This is a genomic window from Bacillus sp. VA15, assembly GCF_055721145.1.
The window spans coordinates 295742-312446 of record NZ_JBVQPQ010000001.1 but is presented as its reverse complement, the minus strand read 5'-3'; the positions used below and the strand labels follow the sequence as shown (position 1 = coordinate 312446).

The following is a 16705-nucleotide window of genomic DNA, read 5'->3' as shown; positions in this document are numbered from 1 at the left end:
TCCACATTCGTATTCTGGTTTCATCTATAAAATGGCTGATCCATGAGCAGCCGATTTTTCTGCGCACAAAAAATAAAGTCCCAATAGTGCCGTTGCAGCTTTCCTTTGTTTTGAACCCGCTCTCAGCAGGTGGGTGCCCTCTTTTAAACCTTGTAAGTCCTCTTTACCGAATGAAAAGAGGCATGTACGCCATTTAAAAATGCGGGCTCCCAAATCAAAAAAATGTTCGGTCAAAACTAGGTGTACAACTAACACATCAGGACTTTATTTAACTTGTCAAAATCATATCACAGACGATTTTGATTTTCAAGAATCGAACTGCTCAATTTAGTTCTTAACTTTTTTCTTGATGGAAAGATGAAGCTCATCAAGCTGGGCGTCGCTTACTTCCCCTGGCGCTTCTGTCATCAGGCAGCTTGCGCTTGCGGTTTTCGGGAATGCAATTGTATCTCTTAGGTTCGTACGTCCTGCGAGAAGCATGACGAGACGGTCTAAGCCGAGCGCGATTCCGCCGTGCGGAGGAGCGCCGTATTCAAATGCTTCCAGTAAGAATCCGAACTGCTCAGCCGCTTCTTCTTGGGAGAAGCCGAGGAGCGCAAACATTTTTTCCTGAATATCCTTTTCGAAAATACGGATCGAACCGCCGCCAAGCTCATAGCCGTTTAAGACGAGGTCATAGGCTTGTGCTTTCATGTCTTCAGGCGCTGTTTCAATCAACTCAAGGTCTTCACGGACAGGCATTGTGAACGGATGGTGGGCTGCGTAAAAACGGCCTTCCTCCGGATCATGCTCTAAGAGCGGCCAGTCGATGACCCATAAGAAATTGAACAGATTTTCGTCAATCAGCCCTCGTTCTTTCCCAAGCTTTAAGCGCAGGGCGCCGAGTGATGCGGCTACGACTTCGAATTTATCCGCTCCGAACAGCAGCAAATCACCCTCAGCAGCATCAAGTGCTTCAATCAGCTTAGACTGCTTTTCTTCATCAAAGAATTTGGAGATCGGGCCTTTCACTCCGTCTGCCTCAACTTTCACCCAGGCAAGTCCTTTCGCCCCGTAGTTAGCTGCAAAAGCGCCTAGAGCGTCGATGTCTTTTCTGGAGTAATCGCCAGCTCCGCCTTTTACATTGATGGCTTTTACCACACCGCCGTTTGCCACAGCGGATGAGAATACTTTAAATTCTGTGTCCTTCACAATGTCAGATACATCTGTCAAAAGCATATCAAAACGCGTATCCGGTTTATCCGAACCATAACTGTTCATCGCCTCGTCATACGTCATACGAGGAAGAGGAAGCTTGAGTTCCACACCTTTTGTTTCACGCATAATCTTTGCCATCATATCTTCAGCCAATGACATAATGTCTTCCTGGCTCATAAAGGACATTTCAATATCGATCTGCGTAAACTCAGGCTGGCGGTCTGCACGCAAGTCTTCATCGCGGAAACAGCGGGCAATCTGATAATAGCGTTCAATGCCGGATACCATCAGAAGCTGTTTAAATAGCTGCGGAGACTGAGGCAGCGCATAGAATTCACCTTCGTGCACACGGCTCGGCACCAAGTAGTCACGTGCGCCCTCAGGTGTGCTTTTGGTTAAAATCGGCGTTTCAATATCAAGAAACCCGTTATCATCTAAAAAGCTGCGGACAGCTTTCGTCACGTTATGTCGCATCTGCATCGTTTGAAACATAGCTGGTCTGCGCAAATCTAAGTAACGGTGTTTTAAACGGACGTCCTCTGATACGTCTTCAGCTTGATCAGAAATCGCAAACGGAGGTGTCTTTGCAGCACTTAATACGGTCACTCCATCAGCGTGAATTTCGATCGCGCCTGTTTTCAAATTCGCATTGACTGTGCCTTCTTCACGCGCCACCACTTTTCCTTGAATATCAAGCACGTATTCGTTTCTGATGCCTTCCGCAATAGCAAGCGCTTCTTTTGACACATCAGGGTTAAACACGACTTGAACAATTCCTGTACGGTCACGCAAGTCAATAAAAATCAATCCGCCGAGATCCCGTCTTTTTTGGACCCAGCCTTTTAGCGTTACAGATTCACCGATTGCTTTTTCAGTTATATCACCGCAATAATATGTTCTTCCAAACAATACATTCCACTCCTTATCCCTTTTGGTTTGCCTTCATCACATGTATAAATTCATCAAGTGCCACTTCAATCTGTTCGCCCGTCTGTGCATCCTTTACATTGATTTTATTTTGGGCAAGCTCATCTTCACCCAAAATCGCAATAAATCTGGCATTCAGGCGGTCAGCTGTTTTAAACTGGCCTTTCATTTTCTTATTTTCATAATCGATTTCGCTGGAAATGCCTGCTTCTCTCAGTTTGTACACCAATGAAACAGAATAATCCTTGGCTTTTTCGCCGAGTGTGACGATATAACAGTCGATTCCCTGATCAACAGGCAGCTCTCTTTTTTCAGCATCAATTGCGGCAAGCAGGCGTTCAATGCTCATCGCAAATCCGATGCCCGGCGCTTCAGGACCGCCGATTTGTTCGACAAGTCCGTCGTAGCGTCCTCCGCCGGCAAGTGTCGTAATCGCGCCAAAGCCCTCCGCATTGCTCATGATTTCAAATGCGGTATGGTTGTAATAATCCAGCCCTCTCACAAGGTTAGAGTCAATTTCATACGAAATGCCAAGATCGTTTAAGTATTGTTTCACTTTCTCAAAATAAGCGGCTGATTCTTCATTTAAATATGTCAGAATCGAAGGTGCCGATTTCATCAGCTCATGATCGCGGTCTTTTTTGCAATCCAAGATTCTGAGCGGGTTTGTGTGCAGACGTGACTGGCAGTCTGAACAAAACTCTTCGATGCGAGGCTCAAAATGTTTTACGAGCGCTTCTCTGTAGCTTTTGCGGCTTTCTTGGTCGCCGAGGCTGTTTATGACAAGCTTAACGTTTTGCAAGCCTGCTTTTTGATAAATACTCATCGCTAGCGCCATTACTTCGGCATCGATTGCAGGATCTTTCGAGCCTATCGCTTCAATTCCAAACTGATAAAACTGGCGGTAGCGGCCCGTCTGCGGACGTTCATAACGGAACATCGGCCCGACATAATAAAGCTTTGTCGGCTGGACAGGATTTGCGAATAGCTTGTTTTCATTAAAAGCGCGAACCGCCGCTGCTGTTCCTTCCGGACGAAGCGTCAGGCTTCTGCCTTTTCGGTCCTGAAAAGTATACATTTCTTTTTGTACGATATCCGTCGATTCTCCGACGCCTCTGGCAAACAGTTCTGTATGCTCAAAAATCGGTGTGCGGATTTCTTTATATTGATAAGTGCGGCAAGTGTCTCTCATAATTTGTTCAACAAACTGCCAGCGACCTGATTCTCCAGGCAGAATATCCTGTGTTCCTCTTGGAATGCTATATCCCATATGTAGGCCTCCTTATGTATTCCTTATAAAATATACAATGATCGGTAATGATGAAAATGAAAAAAACTCTCGTCCCTACTATACATGTATAGTAGGGACGAGAGTTATACCCGTGGTGCCACCCTAGTTGGAATATATTCATATTCCCGCTCGATCCTTTAACGCAGGTTCACGTTCACTGCCTAATGACGGGATTAACGCGTTCAGCAGGAAACCTCCGGAGTGTTGTTTCGAGAAAGACGCAATGGGATCCGCTTTCAGCCTGGGGCGGTTCCTCTCTAGCCATGCAATCTGACCTACTCTTCTCCATTATTGGTTCAAATCTTTCATTATTTGCTATGTACTCAATTTCTATTATAATAATGGGATTGGGGTTCTCTGTCAAGCTTTATTCCGGTTGTTTTTCCTCATCGCTGCTTCTTTGGACATAAGACCAAATTCAGATGCTGTTTCAGTAAGATAACCGGTCGTTTCGGGATCTGCGTGATCGCTGTAATGCAGATTTGCTTCACCGTCGTGAAATGCACGTCCCATTTTTGGATGATATTTCATGATTTGCACACCTTTTTGATTGTATTTATGCCTAGTATAAACAAATCATTTTATTTTTATTTAAAAATCAGAAAGGACTTTACGATAATAAGCAAGAATGCTTTTTTAATGATCATCAGAAAGGAGGACACAATGAGCAAGAAATACTTTGTTCTTATTGTATCTATTATTTTCGCCGGGGCGCTTTTCCCGCCACTTTCCTCCGTTACAGCCGCTCAAGGAGAAGCGGTCATCGCAACAGATGAAATGAACGTCAGAAGCGGTCCGGGGCTTAGCTACGGGATTACAGCGGAAGCGAAAAAAGGAGAGCGCTACCCGATTTTAAAGGAAGATGGAGACTGGGTGCAGATACAGCTTGGTTCCGGAGAAAAAGGATGGGTGGTCTCCTGGCTTATTACAAAGGAAGACCAGGCCAGCACAAGCTCTACGGAAAGCAGTGATACTGTGACATCAACAGACCCCGATCTGCGGATGAGAACCGGACCAGGTACTTCATACGAAGTCATCGGCAAATTCCCGCAAGGCAGCCAAGCGTCTGTCATCGATAAAGATTCAGGCTGGATCAAGATATCCTATCAAAATGCCACTGGGTGGGTGTCATCTGAATATGTTACATCAGGCCGCAGCAGTTCAGCGTCTTCTGAGAGTGCTCAAACCGAATCTTCCGGTGCTTCAACGGGCACGGTCGGTGTATCTTCACTAAATGTAAGAGCCTCCGCCTCACATGACGCAGCGATTTTAACGAAACTTGATCGCGGAACGAAGCTTACGATTCTCAACGAGAAAAACGGCTGGGCCCACATCGAGGTGAACGGGCTGAAAGGCTGGGTTGCAAGCCATTACCTTTTATCTAGTTCTGATCCAGCTGAAAGTTCGACAAATGCCGGCAGTTCATCCTCCGCTAAAAAAGCCTATATTGTATACGGAGGAACGAATGTAAGAAGTGATGCATCTACATCAGCTTCGATCGTTGAACGTGCTGCCAAAGGCGATTCGTTTACCATTACAGGTTCAAAGGGCAGCTGGTATGAGATTAAGCTTGATAACGGGCAGACTGGTTATGTAGCCAATTGGGTGGTCTCAACGTCTAAAAGCGCAGAAAAAGCAGGTGAACCCCCTGTCTCTGATTCCCCGTCCGGAAACGGTTCTCTGAACAATAAAACGATTATTGTTGACCCGGGACACGGAGGAAAAGACAGCGGAACGATCGGCTATTCGGGTAAATTCGAGAAAAACCTGACGATCAAAACGGCAAAACTGCTTGCCAGTAAACTCAGATCAGCCGGAGCCGATGTGTATGTGACACGCCAGGATGATACCTTTGTCAGCTTACAGTCACGTGTTTCTACGTCTCACTATCGCAACGCTGACGCATTTATCAGCATTCACTATGACAGCTATGCGGATACTTCCACGAGAGGCAGCACTGCTTACTACTACAGTCCTGCTAAAGATGAGGAACTGGCATCAGATGTACACTCTGAAGTGGTGAAGCGTTCTTCCATTCCTGACCGCGGCGTATTATTCGGAGATTATTATGTGCTTCGGGAAAATAGACAGCCCGCTATGCTGTATGAGCTGGGATATGTAAGCCATCCGCAGGAAGAAGCCATTGTACATAGCAATTCATACCAAGAAAAAGTTACAGACGGGATTGAAAACGGATTAGAGAAATATTTCCAATAAAAAAAGCTGCCTTTTGGCAGCTTTTTTTATTTTGAATCCATAATGAGCGTGACCGGTCCAGAGTTTGTAAGCTGAACATCCATCATCGCTCCAAACGATCCGGTCTCCACTTTGATTCCTTTTTCACGAAGCAGGTCGTTCCATTTTTCATAAAGACTTAAAGCTTTATCAGGTTTGGCGGCGTTCATGTAGTTCGGACGGCGCCCTTTTCTCGTATCTCCATAAAGCGTAAACTGTGAGACAGATAAAATCTCTCCTCCTATATCTAAAAGAGACAGATTCATTTTTCCTTCACTGTCATCGAAAATACGAAGATGAACAACTTTATCAGCTAAATAAGCTGCATCCTCTTCTGTATCATCGTGAGTGATGCCGACCAGCACCATGATGCCTTGTCCAATTTGGCCGACGACCTCTTCATCCACTGTAACGCTTGCTTTTGTTACTCGCTGAACAACTAATCTCATTTTCTAACCCCTTTAGTTCATGACGCGGCGCACAGAATAGATATCTCTTATCTGTTTAATACGCTCGACGACTTTGTGCAAGTGATTAATGTTCTGAATAAAAATCGCCATATGAATGGTTGCCACTTTATTGCGATCCGATTTGCCAGAGACGGATGAAATATTTGTTTTCGTTTCATTTACTGCCTGCAGCACCTCGTTCAGCAATCCGCGGCGGTCATAACCAAGAATCTCTATCTCAACATTGTATTCCTTGCGCTTTTGAACCTGTGACTCATGTTCCCACTCTACCGGGATCAGCCGCTCCTGGGCTTCATTCGTTTTGACATTCGGACAGTCTTCACGATGGACCGAAACCCCTCTGCCTTTTGTGATAAATCCGACAATATCGTCACCCGGTACAGGATTGCAGCATTTTGACAAACGGACAAGAAGATTGTCGATGCCCTTGACACGAACGCCCGCTTCCCGTTTTCTGCCCTGCGGGTATGGTTTAGGTTCCGCATTGACTTCTTGAACGATCTTTTCCTGTTCTTCCTGATCGCGCTGCTTTCTCTCTTTTTCTGTCAGGCGGTTTGCCACCTGTAAGGCTGTAATGCCGTTGTAGCCGACCGCTGCGTACATATCCTCTTCATTTGAGAAATTAAACTTGTCAGCAACCTTCTGGATATTTTCCGGCGTTAAGACTTCCTTCACTTCGAAATCCAGATTTTTAATTTCTTTTTCGACCAGCTCACGGCCTTTTTCGACATTTTCTTCGCGCCGCTGTTTCTTAAAGAATTGACGGATCTTATGCTTCGCCTGGGATGTTTGCGCAAGCTTGACCCAATCCTGGCTCGGACCGTAAGAATGCTTAGAGGTGAGAATTTCAACGATATCACCTGTCCGAAGCTTATGGTCCAGCGTTACCATTTTTCCGTTTACTTTGGCACCGATTGTTTTATTGCCGATTTCCGAGTGAATCCGGTAAGAAAAATCAATCGGAACAGAACCGGACGGAAGCTCGATTACATCTCCTTTCGGCGTAAAAACATACACCATGTCAGAAAACAAATCGATTTTGAGCGATTCCATAAATTCTTCTGCATCTGTTGATTCATTTTGAAATTCTAAAATTTCACGGAACCAAGAAAGCTTTTTCTCAAAGGTTGCGCCTTCGTTGGCCGCTTTCCCTTCTTTATAAGCCCAGTGAGCCGCAACCCCGTATTCCGCAATTTCATGCATTTCAAAGGTGCGAATCTGCACTTCCAGCGGATCGCCTTTAGGCCCGATAACCGTTGTATGAAGCGATTGATACATATTCGGCTTCGGCATTGCGATATAATCTTTGAATCTGCCGGGCATCGGCTTCCAGCATGTGTGAATGATGCCGAGCACCGCATAGCAGTCCTTTATGCTATTCACAAGAATGCGGACAGCCAGCAAATCGTAAATTTCGTTGAATTGCTTATTTTGCAGCACCATTTTGCGATAAATGCTGTAAATATGTTTCGGACGTCCCGAGAAGTCAGCCTTGATGTTCACTTCTTCGACACGTTTCTTCACTTCATTGACAACCTCATCGACATAAAGCTCACGTTCTGCGCGTTTCTTCTTCATGAGGTTGACAATTCTGTAATATTGCTGAGGATTCAAATAACGGAGCGCCGTATCTTCCAATTCCCACTTGATTTTTGAAATCCCGAGACGATGCGCCAAAGGAGCAAAAATCTCCAGTGTTTCATTGGAAATTCTCCGCTGTTTTTCCTGAGGCAGATGTTTCAGCGTCCGCATATTGTGGAGACGATCCGCCAGCTTGATCAGTATGACCCGGATATCTTGAGCCATAGCGACAAACATTTTGCGATGATTTTCCGCCTGCTGTTCCTCTTGAGATTTATATTTAATTTTACCGAGCTTCGTTACGCCGTCCACAAGCATTGCCACTTCTTCGGAAAATGCTTCTTTCAGGTCATCGAGCGTCACATCTGTATCTTCCACGACATCGTGCAGAAATCCGCCCGCAATTGTGGAAGGGTCCATTTCAAGATCAACGAGAATCCCCGCAACCTGAATCGGATGAATAATATATGGCTCGCCCGATTTGCGGTATTGCTCGCGATGAGCATCTTCAGCGTACAGATATGCTTTTTCGACAAATGCGATATGCTCATCAGATAGATAGCTGCGCGCTTTATCTATAACTTGCTCGGCAGTCAATACTTGTTCGTTCGCCATGGAATCACCTTTTTTAGAATGTAAACTGTATTGTAGTTTATTATCAAGAAAAAAACGAAAGATGTAAAGAGCAGAAGTTCAAATAGCCAAATATTATATAAAATAAATGCAAAACAATAGGAAAAAAGCACCCTGACATGGAGTGCTTTTTTCGTTATGCGATTATCTTTAGTATTTCATCAATGTTAATATGTCATAATCTTCAAGCTTCTTTCTGCCGTCAAGGTAAGAAAGCTCGATTAAGAAAGCGATACCAGCAACAACGCCGCCAAGCTCTTCAACAAGTTGGATTGTTGCTTCAATTGTGCCGCCTGTCGCAAGCAGGTCATCTGTAATAAGCACACGCTGACCCGGTTTAATCGCATCTTTGTGGATCGTTAATACGTCTTTCCCGTATTCCAAGCCGTAGTCCACTTTGATCACTTCACGAGGCAATTTGCCTTCTTTGCGGACCGGCGCAAAACCTACGCCAAGCGCGTAAGCAACGGGACAGCCGATAATAAAGCCGCGCGCTTCAGGGCCGACGACCAAATCAATTTGCTTTTCTTTCGCATATTCAACAATTTGGTCTGTAGCATAGCGGTATACGTCGCCTTTATCCATCAGTGTCGTAATATCTTTAAATTGCACGCCCTCTTTCGGGTAATCCGGTACAATTGTTACGTATTGTTTTAAATCCATCTGTTTTATGTCCTCCTCGTACTTTCATAAGCCTCTGAATCTTGTTTCATCAGCTTATTCAGCCATTCCTTCAGCTCTTCAGCAGAAGAATAATTCAGCTTTTGATCCAGTTCCATCAGCTGCTGTTTCGCCTGATATGTTTGTGAGTCTGTTAGGTCGCGTTTCTTTACTCCGCTAACCACAGACAGCACACCATTCTCTATTTTAACAAAACCTAGATCAAAAAACACCTTTGTCATGAAATTGATTGTTTCAACAGACCAGCCTTTATGTCTTGCAAGCTCTGATCCGTGTTTTTTTACGTCAAAAGCGCCTCTTTTCAGCAAGAACGCATAATACCATTTAAAATGGTCTCTTGCGGGAAATGTTGATAAAAAGTGGTCCTCTTGATTGAGAAAAATGAAATATATCCGCTCAGGCGTCTTGCCTTCCAGCAAACGTGCGAGCATGTCCAACGAAGGCGGCGGATCCAGCAATACAATATATGCACCATCAAGGTCAAACGCCTTCGCTTGATCTTCAGAGCTGATGACGTGCACTTCACGGCGAAGATCTTCAGTCTGAAGAAGTGTTGTTGAGTCTTCTTTGAAAGAGACAATGGCCCGTTTAGCAGATGGAAGGACGGAAACTGTGTCTTCCCACATCCGTTTTCCCCTTAAATCAAACAGCTGCCATTCAGAAACAGCGGCATCCTTAATCATTAACTGCGGTTTTTTTCTATTGTTCCATTCGTTGATAGACATCTCACCGACAATTGAAATTCTTGAACCCGGGACGATGCCTTCTTCGAGCTCACCTTTATTAAAACCGACGCAATCAAGCTGAGACGACTCGTTTCTGACCGTCATTTTCACATGATTTTTATTAGCGCCGATCTTGCGGACATCTTCCAGCACAGCGTTTTCTACGAGAACGTGCGGTTTCGGGTTCAGCATGCCAAATGGGGACAGCAGGTTCATTTCTGTGATGCTTTCAACCGTAATGTCCTCGACACCGCAGACGAGATCGACTTCCTGTACAGGAATAAAATCCTCTTCCGTGAGCGTATTGTCTGCAATTTCATTCAGCCTGTTTCGCAAATCCGGCACATCTTCGGCATTCAACGTCATCCCCGCAGCCATTGGATGGCCGCCGAAATGAGGAAGAATATCTCTGCATTCAGAAAGACTCTCGAATAAATTAAAGCCTCTGATGCTTCGGGCCGAACCTTTAGCGATCCCTTTTTCTTCATCAATGCCAAGCACAATGGCCGGACGATAGAAACGGTCCACAAGCTTTGAAGCCACAATCCCGACGACTCCTGGATTCCACCCGGCTTTGGCCACGACGATTGCAGTTTGATCGAGACCTTGCTGTTCAACCATTTCAATCGCTTCATCCGTCATTTTGCTGACCATTTTTTGGCGCTCTTTGTTCAGCTGGTCAATTTCAGCGGCAAGCCCTTCCGCTTCAAACGAATCCTCTGACATGAGCAAATGAACAGCAGGATCCGCCTGTTCGATTCGTCCGACGGCATTCAGCCTTGGTGCTATCTGGAACCCGACTGTTTCTTCGGTCGCTTCTCCGATGTCTCCGCCTGACAGCTTGACCAGCTCTTTTAAGCCCAGCCGATTCGTCCGACGAAGCCTTTCAAGTCCTAGTGTTGCAATTAATCTGTTTTCGTCATGCAACGGGACAAGATCGGCAATGGTGCCGATTGCCGCCAAGTCAAGCAGTTCATCCGGGAGTTCGCCCAATAAAGCGTGGGCAAGCTTAAACGCAACTCCGACCCCGGCAAGTTCTTTAAACGGGTAGGTGCAGCCAGGCTGCTTCGGGTGGACGATCGCATGGACATCCGGAAGCTCCGGTCCCGGCTCATGGTGATCGGTAATAATGACATCCAGCCCGAGTTCCTTTGCCACCTTCGCTTCATGCACAGCGGCAATTCCTGTATCAACCGTAATAATCAGAGAGAAGCCCCGTTCTTTAATCGAACGAAACGCCTGTTCATTAGGGCCATATCCTTCTTTAAAGCGGTCAGGTATATAAAAATCAACTTGAGCCGACAGCTTTTGCAGCGTGTGAAGCATCACTGACGTACTGGTAACTCCATCGGCGTCATAATCGCCATATATCATAATCTGTTCTTGTTGTGAAATCGCCTGTTTTATTCGATCTGCCGCTTCTTTCATGCCCTTCATTTCGAAAGGGTCATAAAACTCGGCATCCTTTGTATGTAAAAACAGCCTTGCGCTTTCTGCCGTATCAAAGCCTCTTTTTACAAGCAGGGACGCAACAAGAGGTGTTATATGCAATTGTTCTGTGAGTGATTTGACCTTATCCTGATCTGGTCGCTGGATTTCCCATCGCATTTTTGACGCTAACATAAATTCACCCCTCAACCACCCTATTATACTAGAGCAGGCTGAGGGGTTTCAAATATTATTCGAAAACTAGTCTTTTTTCTCAAGTCCGGTTGATGTATCCTGTATGTCGTTCTGTTCAGCATACAGTGTATCTTCTTGTTTATGTATCGTCTCTTGTGTTGTTTTGTTTTCTTTCCGCAACGCTTTTATTTCCCGCTTTAATTTCATCACCTGAAAAATGCCGGCAGAAAATACGATCAGCGCGCCCATTAAAACTGAGCCTAAAATGACAAGAATGAGCGGCCACTCCGATCTGCCAAACAGGTAATCAACTTCTACGGATCTTACATTAATGACTGCAAAAATAGCGACAATTAAGGTAAAAATAAGTGCGAAAATTATTGTCCATTGTTTATTCATTCTCTTTCCCCCAAAGTTTATTTACCTGAGGTAACTTTCCCTGTCAAGACTGGTTTTAAACATGACTTGACGCTCGGTCAAGCCTCAATTGCGGTTAATTTTTCCCGGATCAGTCTCTTCAGTCCGTTTCCATCACCTGACATCACAAGTGTATCACCTTCATCAATGACTGTTTCAGATCCCGGATTTAGTTGTTTATCCTGATTCTTCTTAATAATCGCGATGACCGTCACATGATATTCCTGCCTCGCATCCAAATCACCAATTGTATGATGAATAGCAGGCGCGCCCGTCTCTGCTTTACACCACTCTATGATTAAATCATCAAGGGCTGCCTCGACCCTTTCTAATTCTTTCGGTTTATATGCCATTCCGCCGAGAATTGCAGAAATCTGCCTCGCTTCAGCGTCATCAAACTGCACGGAGGCAATACATTCTTCATGATCATTTTCGTCAAAATAGTACAGCTCTCTCCGGCCGTCATGATGAATGATAATTGAAATTTTATCGCAGTTTCTAGTAATGATTTCAACTTTATGCCCTATGCCCGGCAGCTGCGCTTCGCGAACCCTCATATATAAACCCTCCTACATATCTGAAAACCCACTCTTAACACCATTTATATGTGTAAATGTAAGCGTATGTCATTATAGCAAATGTCTATTTTAAGTTCAACGAAACTTCAAAAACAGGCTGCCCTGCAAAGGACAGCCTGAATTTTTTATTGCACCGAATCTTTTTTCAGTTCTTTTCCTTTCCATACAAGCCAAATTTGTGCGGCAATGTAGAGAGAGGAGTAAACGCCTGTTAACAGCCCGACCAATAAAGCGACTGAGAAGTTTGTAATCGAAGATGCTCCAAAGATGAGCAGTGTCACTACAACAATTACGACAGTTAATACAGTGTTAATTGAACGTGTAAAGGTTTGCTGCAGGCTCAGGTTTACAATATGGTTGAGGTCGGCAAATGTTTTCGGCTTGCGCTTCTTCATATGCTCGCGAATCCTGTCAAATGTAACGATTGTATCGTTAATCGAATACCCGATAATCGTCAGTATAGCGGCGATGAACGTAACATCTACCTCCAGCCTTGTAATACTGAAAACCGTGACGATAAAGAATGCGTCATATAGCAGTGAAGCTATCGCGGCGATCGCCATTCTATATTCGAATCGGATCGAAACGTAAATAATGATTCCAATAGAAGCTATAGCAAGTGCGTACAGAGCATTTCTCGCAAGCTCTTTACCGACTGTCGGTGAAACTGTGCTGACATTTGGCTCTGTCCCGTATTTGTCTTTAAAGTGCGTTTTTACTTTGGCGATCGTCTCTTTATCTGGCACTCCAACAAAACGGGCAACACCGATATTTTTCTTTTCGCCTGACAGAACAATGGTGTCAGGGTCCATGCCAAGTGATTCAAAATCTTTCTCCACCTGCTCTGTTGTCAGCTTATGGTCACTTTGGACTTCAATCCGTGCACCGCTCGCAAAGTCAATGCCTAGATTCAACTTAAACACAAGCAGGATAATAATCCCGGCAATTGTGATTGCACTTGAGATGATAAAGAAATATTTGCGTTTGCTCGTGAAATCCCATTTTTGGAACGGCGTATGCGGCTCTGTATTTTCATCTGTATCCTGAATATTCATAATGTGCTTCTTGTTGACGCCGAACCAGCCTTTTTTCCGATCAAGCCATCTGCTTTCCACAAGGAGAGCAAGGAGAAATCTTGATAAGAAAACGGCAGTGATAAAGCTTGTCAAAATCGACAGAATCAGCATCGTCGCAAACCCTTTTACAGAGCTTGTCCCAAAGATGAAGAGCACAACGGCCGCAATAATCGTTGTAACATTCGCATCAAGAATCGTCGCGAATGACCGTCTGTTTCCTGAACGGAAGGCAGAGCGGACTGACTTTCCTAGCTTGAGCTCTTCTTTAATCCGCTCATAGGTGATGATGTTGGCGTCGACAGCCATCCCGACACCTAAAATGAGCGCGGCAATTCCCGGAAGCGTGAGCACAGCATTCATCCAGTCAAAGACCTGGAGTGTAATGTAGATATAAACCGATAGCGTAATCACCGCAATAAATCCCGGCAGGCGGTAATAGAAAAGCATAAATAAGAAAATAATTGCGATACCGACAATACCGGCAAACACCGTCTCATGGAGCGCCTGCTGCCCGAATTGTGCACCTACTGATGTTGAATATTTTTCAGTCAGTTTCACAGGAAGCGCGCCGGCGTTTAAAATACTGGCTAAATCTTTCGCTTCTTGAGCTGTGAAATGCCCTTCAATTTTTACATCAGTTGTATTTAGCTCCTGACTTACATTTGGAGCGGATACATATTTAGGATGCTCTTTTTGAACTTCTTTCTTAAAGGAATCGCCTTTTTCGTAATCCAGCCAAATGACAAGCTGGTTATTGGGCGCCATATTCATGACCTTTTTGGTCACTTCGCCGAATTTATCAGCGTCTTTCAGTTTGATAGTGACAATCGGCTCATTTGTTGTGCTGTCATAGGTTTGTTTAGCCCCATTTTCGACGAGATCAGCACCGTTCAGCAGTTCCTTATCATTTGCATCTCTGAAGGAAAGCTGCGCTTCAGTCGCAAGAATTTCACGCGCTCTGTTTTGGTTTGTCACCCCAGCGAGCTGAACGCGAATTCGGTTATTTCCTTCAATTTGGATGTTCGGTTCGCTGACACCGAGGACATTGGCCCTGCGGTTCAACGCCTCTACTGTGCTGACCAGAACGTCTTTTGTGATTGTGTCACCTTTTTTTACGGGCTGTACATCATACAGCACCTCAAATCCGCCTTGCAAATCCAATCCTAACGTAATATTGTTCGCGGCAGGCTTCGTAAAGTAGCCCAAGCCTGTGCCGATCAATAAAACGAAAAGGAAAAACGCAATCAAGCGTCCTTTTTTCATTATGTATATCCTCCCTTAAACCTGTGCGAATCAACCTGCTATCTCAGCAGTTCTTCCAATGCTTCCTGGCCTTCTTCACTGCCCAGCCAATTAGACGTTTTAAATGACTCAACAGTTGCATAGTTCATAAATTCGCCAATTTTTACTGATAAAATATCGCTCGTCATTTCATAAATGTGCAGTTCCGTTTTCTTTTTCCACTTCTTACCTGTTAAGTATGACCACAAACTTTCGAGTTCAACATCATCATACCCGAGAATCTTAAACTCTTCCAGTTTGCTGTAAAGAAACGGCCTGACGTGGTCTTTATATAGATCAGCAGGATGCTTCTCCATGAATTCCACGCTCCTTTTTTATTGTTTTTCAAGAAGACTTGTCATGCTTGGACGATATATACGCATATCTTTATTGTATATGATTACAGGTAGTTTGAGAAGGCAGGGGGTAAAAATGGCGAAACAGACGTTTTTAAGGGGCACTCTTATTCTTATCGCAGCAGGAATGGTTACAAGAATGCTCGGGTTTGTCAACCGGGTGGTTATCGCCCGTTTTATCGGTGAAGAAGGAGTCGGGCTTTACATGATGGCGGCGCCTACCTTCTTCTTGGCCACTACACTAACTCAATTCGGTCTGCCGGTAGCGATCAGCAAGCTTGTCGCTGAAGCCAGCGCGCGCGGAGACCATCAAAAAACAAAAAATATTTTAGTCATGTCTCTGACCATCACAGGAGTGCTCAGCCTGATTTTTACACCGCTATTTCTGTTTTTCGCCCCGGTTATGGCTGAAACGATGCTGACAGATAAAAGAACACTGTATCCGCTCCTGGCCATTACGCCGGTTGTGCCGATTATCGCCATATCAAGTGTGCTGAGGGGATACTTTCAAGGAAAACAGAATATGAACCCGCTTGCTGTGTCCCAAGTCCTTGAACAGGTCGTCCGCATTTCACTCGTCGCTGTCTGTACGACGATTTTTCTCCCTTACGGAATTGAATACGCCGCTGCGGGGGCAATGCTATCCTCAGTTGCAGGGGAGCTGGCGTCACTTCTGTATTTATTTGTTTGTTTTAAATATAAAAAGACAATTAAAATCAGAAAGCACTTTTTCCAGTCGATTAAAAACGGAAAACAAACATTTTCCCAATTAATGAGCGTGTCCCTTCCAACGACCGGGAGCCGCTTTATCGGCAACCTCTCTTGGTTTTTCGAGCCGATTGTCGTCGCTCAAAGCCTTGCCATCGCCGGTGTGGCGACAGTTGCCGCTACAAAGCAATACGGGGAGCTGACCGGCTTTGCCATGACCCTGCTGACTCTGCCCAGCTTTATTACATATTCTTTATCGACCGCGCTTGTTCCTGCGATCAGTGAAGGAATGGAGCAGAAAAAATTGCAGGTGGTGGAATACCGCTTGGAACAGGCCATGCGTCTGTGTCTGCTCAGCGGAGGCATTTCAGTTGTCATTTTATTTGTATTTGCGGATGAGCTGATGAGGGTGATGTACGGTTCCTCAGGCGCAGCTGTATTTATAAAAGTGATGGCCCCGTTTTTTCTACTTTATTATTTCCAAGGCCCTCTTCAAGCTGTGCTGCAGGCGCTTAATTTAGCAGGGGCTGCGATGATGAACAGTTTAATCGGAGCGCTTGTCAAAACCGGCCTTATTTTTGTCCTCGCCACCAGGCCGTCTCTCGGTATTATGGGCGCGGCATTAGCCATTGTGACAGGTATGGTGCTCGTCACGCTTTTACACGCGGCAACCGTAAGCAAGGTGCTGCCGATCAGTATTAAAATCAAGGAGTACGCGCTCAGCTTCGCTGTTATTGTAATTTGCGGATTCATCAGCTCCGGCATTAAACAATATGTAAGCTTTGGATCGTCCGAGGCTGTGAATGTCGCCGGATGGATTGCAATAAGTACTGCCATCTATATCATCCTCTTACTCGCTTTCCGTTTAATTAAAAAAGATGAGCTTCGCCGCATTCCTATTATCGGACGTCTGATCGTCCGCTAAA

General features: G+C 45.0%; 13 protein-coding genes, 1 other RNA gene and 1 other annotated feature. Of the genes, 2 read left to right on the top strand and 12 right to left on the bottom strand.

What is annotated here, in order from left to right:
• Window positions 1–73: 73 nt before the first annotated feature.
• From ssrS to AC0DBE_RS01510, 4 genes are all read right to left on the bottom strand, one after another.
• Window positions 74–266, bottom strand: a non-coding RNA gene (gene ssrS / locus AC0DBE_RS01525) — 6S RNA.
• A 61-nt stretch (window positions 267–327) separates the two neighbouring features.
• Window positions 328–2106 (bottom strand): aspartate--tRNA ligase, encoded by a 1779-nt coding sequence (gene aspS / locus AC0DBE_RS01520; RefSeq protein ID WP_472960821.1) that lies wholly within the window; start codon window positions 2104–2106, stop codon window positions 328–330.
• A 13-nt stretch (window positions 2107–2119) separates the two neighbouring features.
• Complete coding sequence (gene hisS, locus AC0DBE_RS01515) at window positions 2120–3394, bottom strand: histidine--tRNA ligase (RefSeq protein WP_268454872.1); 1275 nt, start codon at window positions 3392–3394, stop codon at window positions 2120–2122.
• Window positions 3395–3484: 90 nt separating this feature from the next.
• Window positions 3485–3716, bottom strand: a binding site (T-box leader).
• A gap of 59 nt (window positions 3717–3775) precedes the next feature.
• Window positions 3776–3946, bottom strand: coding sequence for a YrzK family protein (locus AC0DBE_RS01510; RefSeq protein ID WP_003222701.1), 171 nt, complete (start codon window positions 3944–3946; stop codon window positions 3776–3778).
• Window positions 3947–4078: 132 nt separating this feature from the next.
• On the opposite strand from AC0DBE_RS01510, the gene AC0DBE_RS01505 reads away from it, so the two are divergent.
• Complete coding sequence (locus AC0DBE_RS01505) at window positions 4079–5632, top strand: SH3 domain-containing protein (protein ID WP_472960819.1); 1554 nt, start codon at window positions 4079–4081, stop codon at window positions 5630–5632.
• A gap of 26 nt (window positions 5633–5658) precedes the next feature.
• Here AC0DBE_RS01505 and dtd read toward each other — a convergent pair whose 3' ends face one another.
• From dtd to comN, 8 genes are all read right to left on the bottom strand, one after another.
• Window positions 5659–6099 carry a D-aminoacyl-tRNA deacylase gene (gene dtd, locus AC0DBE_RS01500; RefSeq protein ID WP_472960817.1) on the bottom strand — a complete coding sequence of 147 codons (441 nt, stop codon included), beginning with the start codon at window positions 6097–6099 and terminating at the stop codon, window positions 5659–5661.
• 12 nt (window positions 6100–6111) lie between these two features.
• The gene (relA, locus tag AC0DBE_RS01495) at window positions 6112–8316 is read right to left on the bottom strand and encodes a GTP diphosphokinase (RefSeq protein ID WP_014114617.1); all 2205 of its coding nucleotides are present in this window, start codon (window positions 8314–8316) and stop codon (window positions 6112–6114) included.
• Between the two features lie 168 nt (window positions 8317–8484).
• Window positions 8485–8997: an adenine phosphoribosyltransferase gene (locus AC0DBE_RS01490; RefSeq protein ID WP_014114618.1), complete on the bottom strand. Its 513-nt coding sequence runs from the start codon at window positions 8995–8997 to the stop codon at window positions 8485–8487.
• Window positions 8998–9002: 5 nt separating this feature from the next.
• Complete coding sequence (recJ, locus tag AC0DBE_RS01485) at window positions 9003–11363, bottom strand: single-stranded-DNA-specific exonuclease RecJ (protein ID WP_472960814.1); 2361 nt, start codon at window positions 11361–11363, stop codon at window positions 9003–9005.
• A gap of 66 nt (window positions 11364–11429) precedes the next feature.
• Window positions 11430–11762: a LapA family protein gene (locus tag AC0DBE_RS01480; RefSeq protein WP_079288037.1), complete on the bottom strand. Its 333-nt coding sequence runs from the start codon at window positions 11760–11762 to the stop codon at window positions 11430–11432.
• Between the two features lie 77 nt (window positions 11763–11839).
• On the bottom strand, window positions 11840–12337 hold the full coding sequence (locus AC0DBE_RS01475) for a cation:proton antiporter regulatory subunit (protein ID WP_061186676.1): 498 nt from the start codon (window positions 12335–12337) through the stop codon (window positions 11840–11842).
• Window positions 12338–12483: 146 nt separating this feature from the next.
• A complete protein-coding gene (secDF, locus tag AC0DBE_RS01470) occupies window positions 12484–14697 on the bottom strand; it encodes a protein translocase subunit SecDF (RefSeq protein ID WP_268454866.1) in 2214 nt (737 codons plus the stop codon).
• 38 nt (window positions 14698–14735) lie between these two features.
• Complete coding sequence (gene comN / locus AC0DBE_RS01465) at window positions 14736–15032, bottom strand: post-transcriptional regulator ComN (protein WP_003222684.1); 297 nt, start codon at window positions 15030–15032, stop codon at window positions 14736–14738.
• A 115-nt stretch (window positions 15033–15147) separates the two neighbouring features.
• Between comN and spoVB the strand changes: the two genes are divergently transcribed.
• Window positions 15148–16704 (top strand): stage V sporulation protein B, encoded by a 1557-nt coding sequence (gene spoVB / locus AC0DBE_RS01460; protein WP_014114624.1) that lies wholly within the window; start codon window positions 15148–15150, stop codon window positions 16702–16704.
• Window position 16705 lies beyond the last annotated feature (1 nt).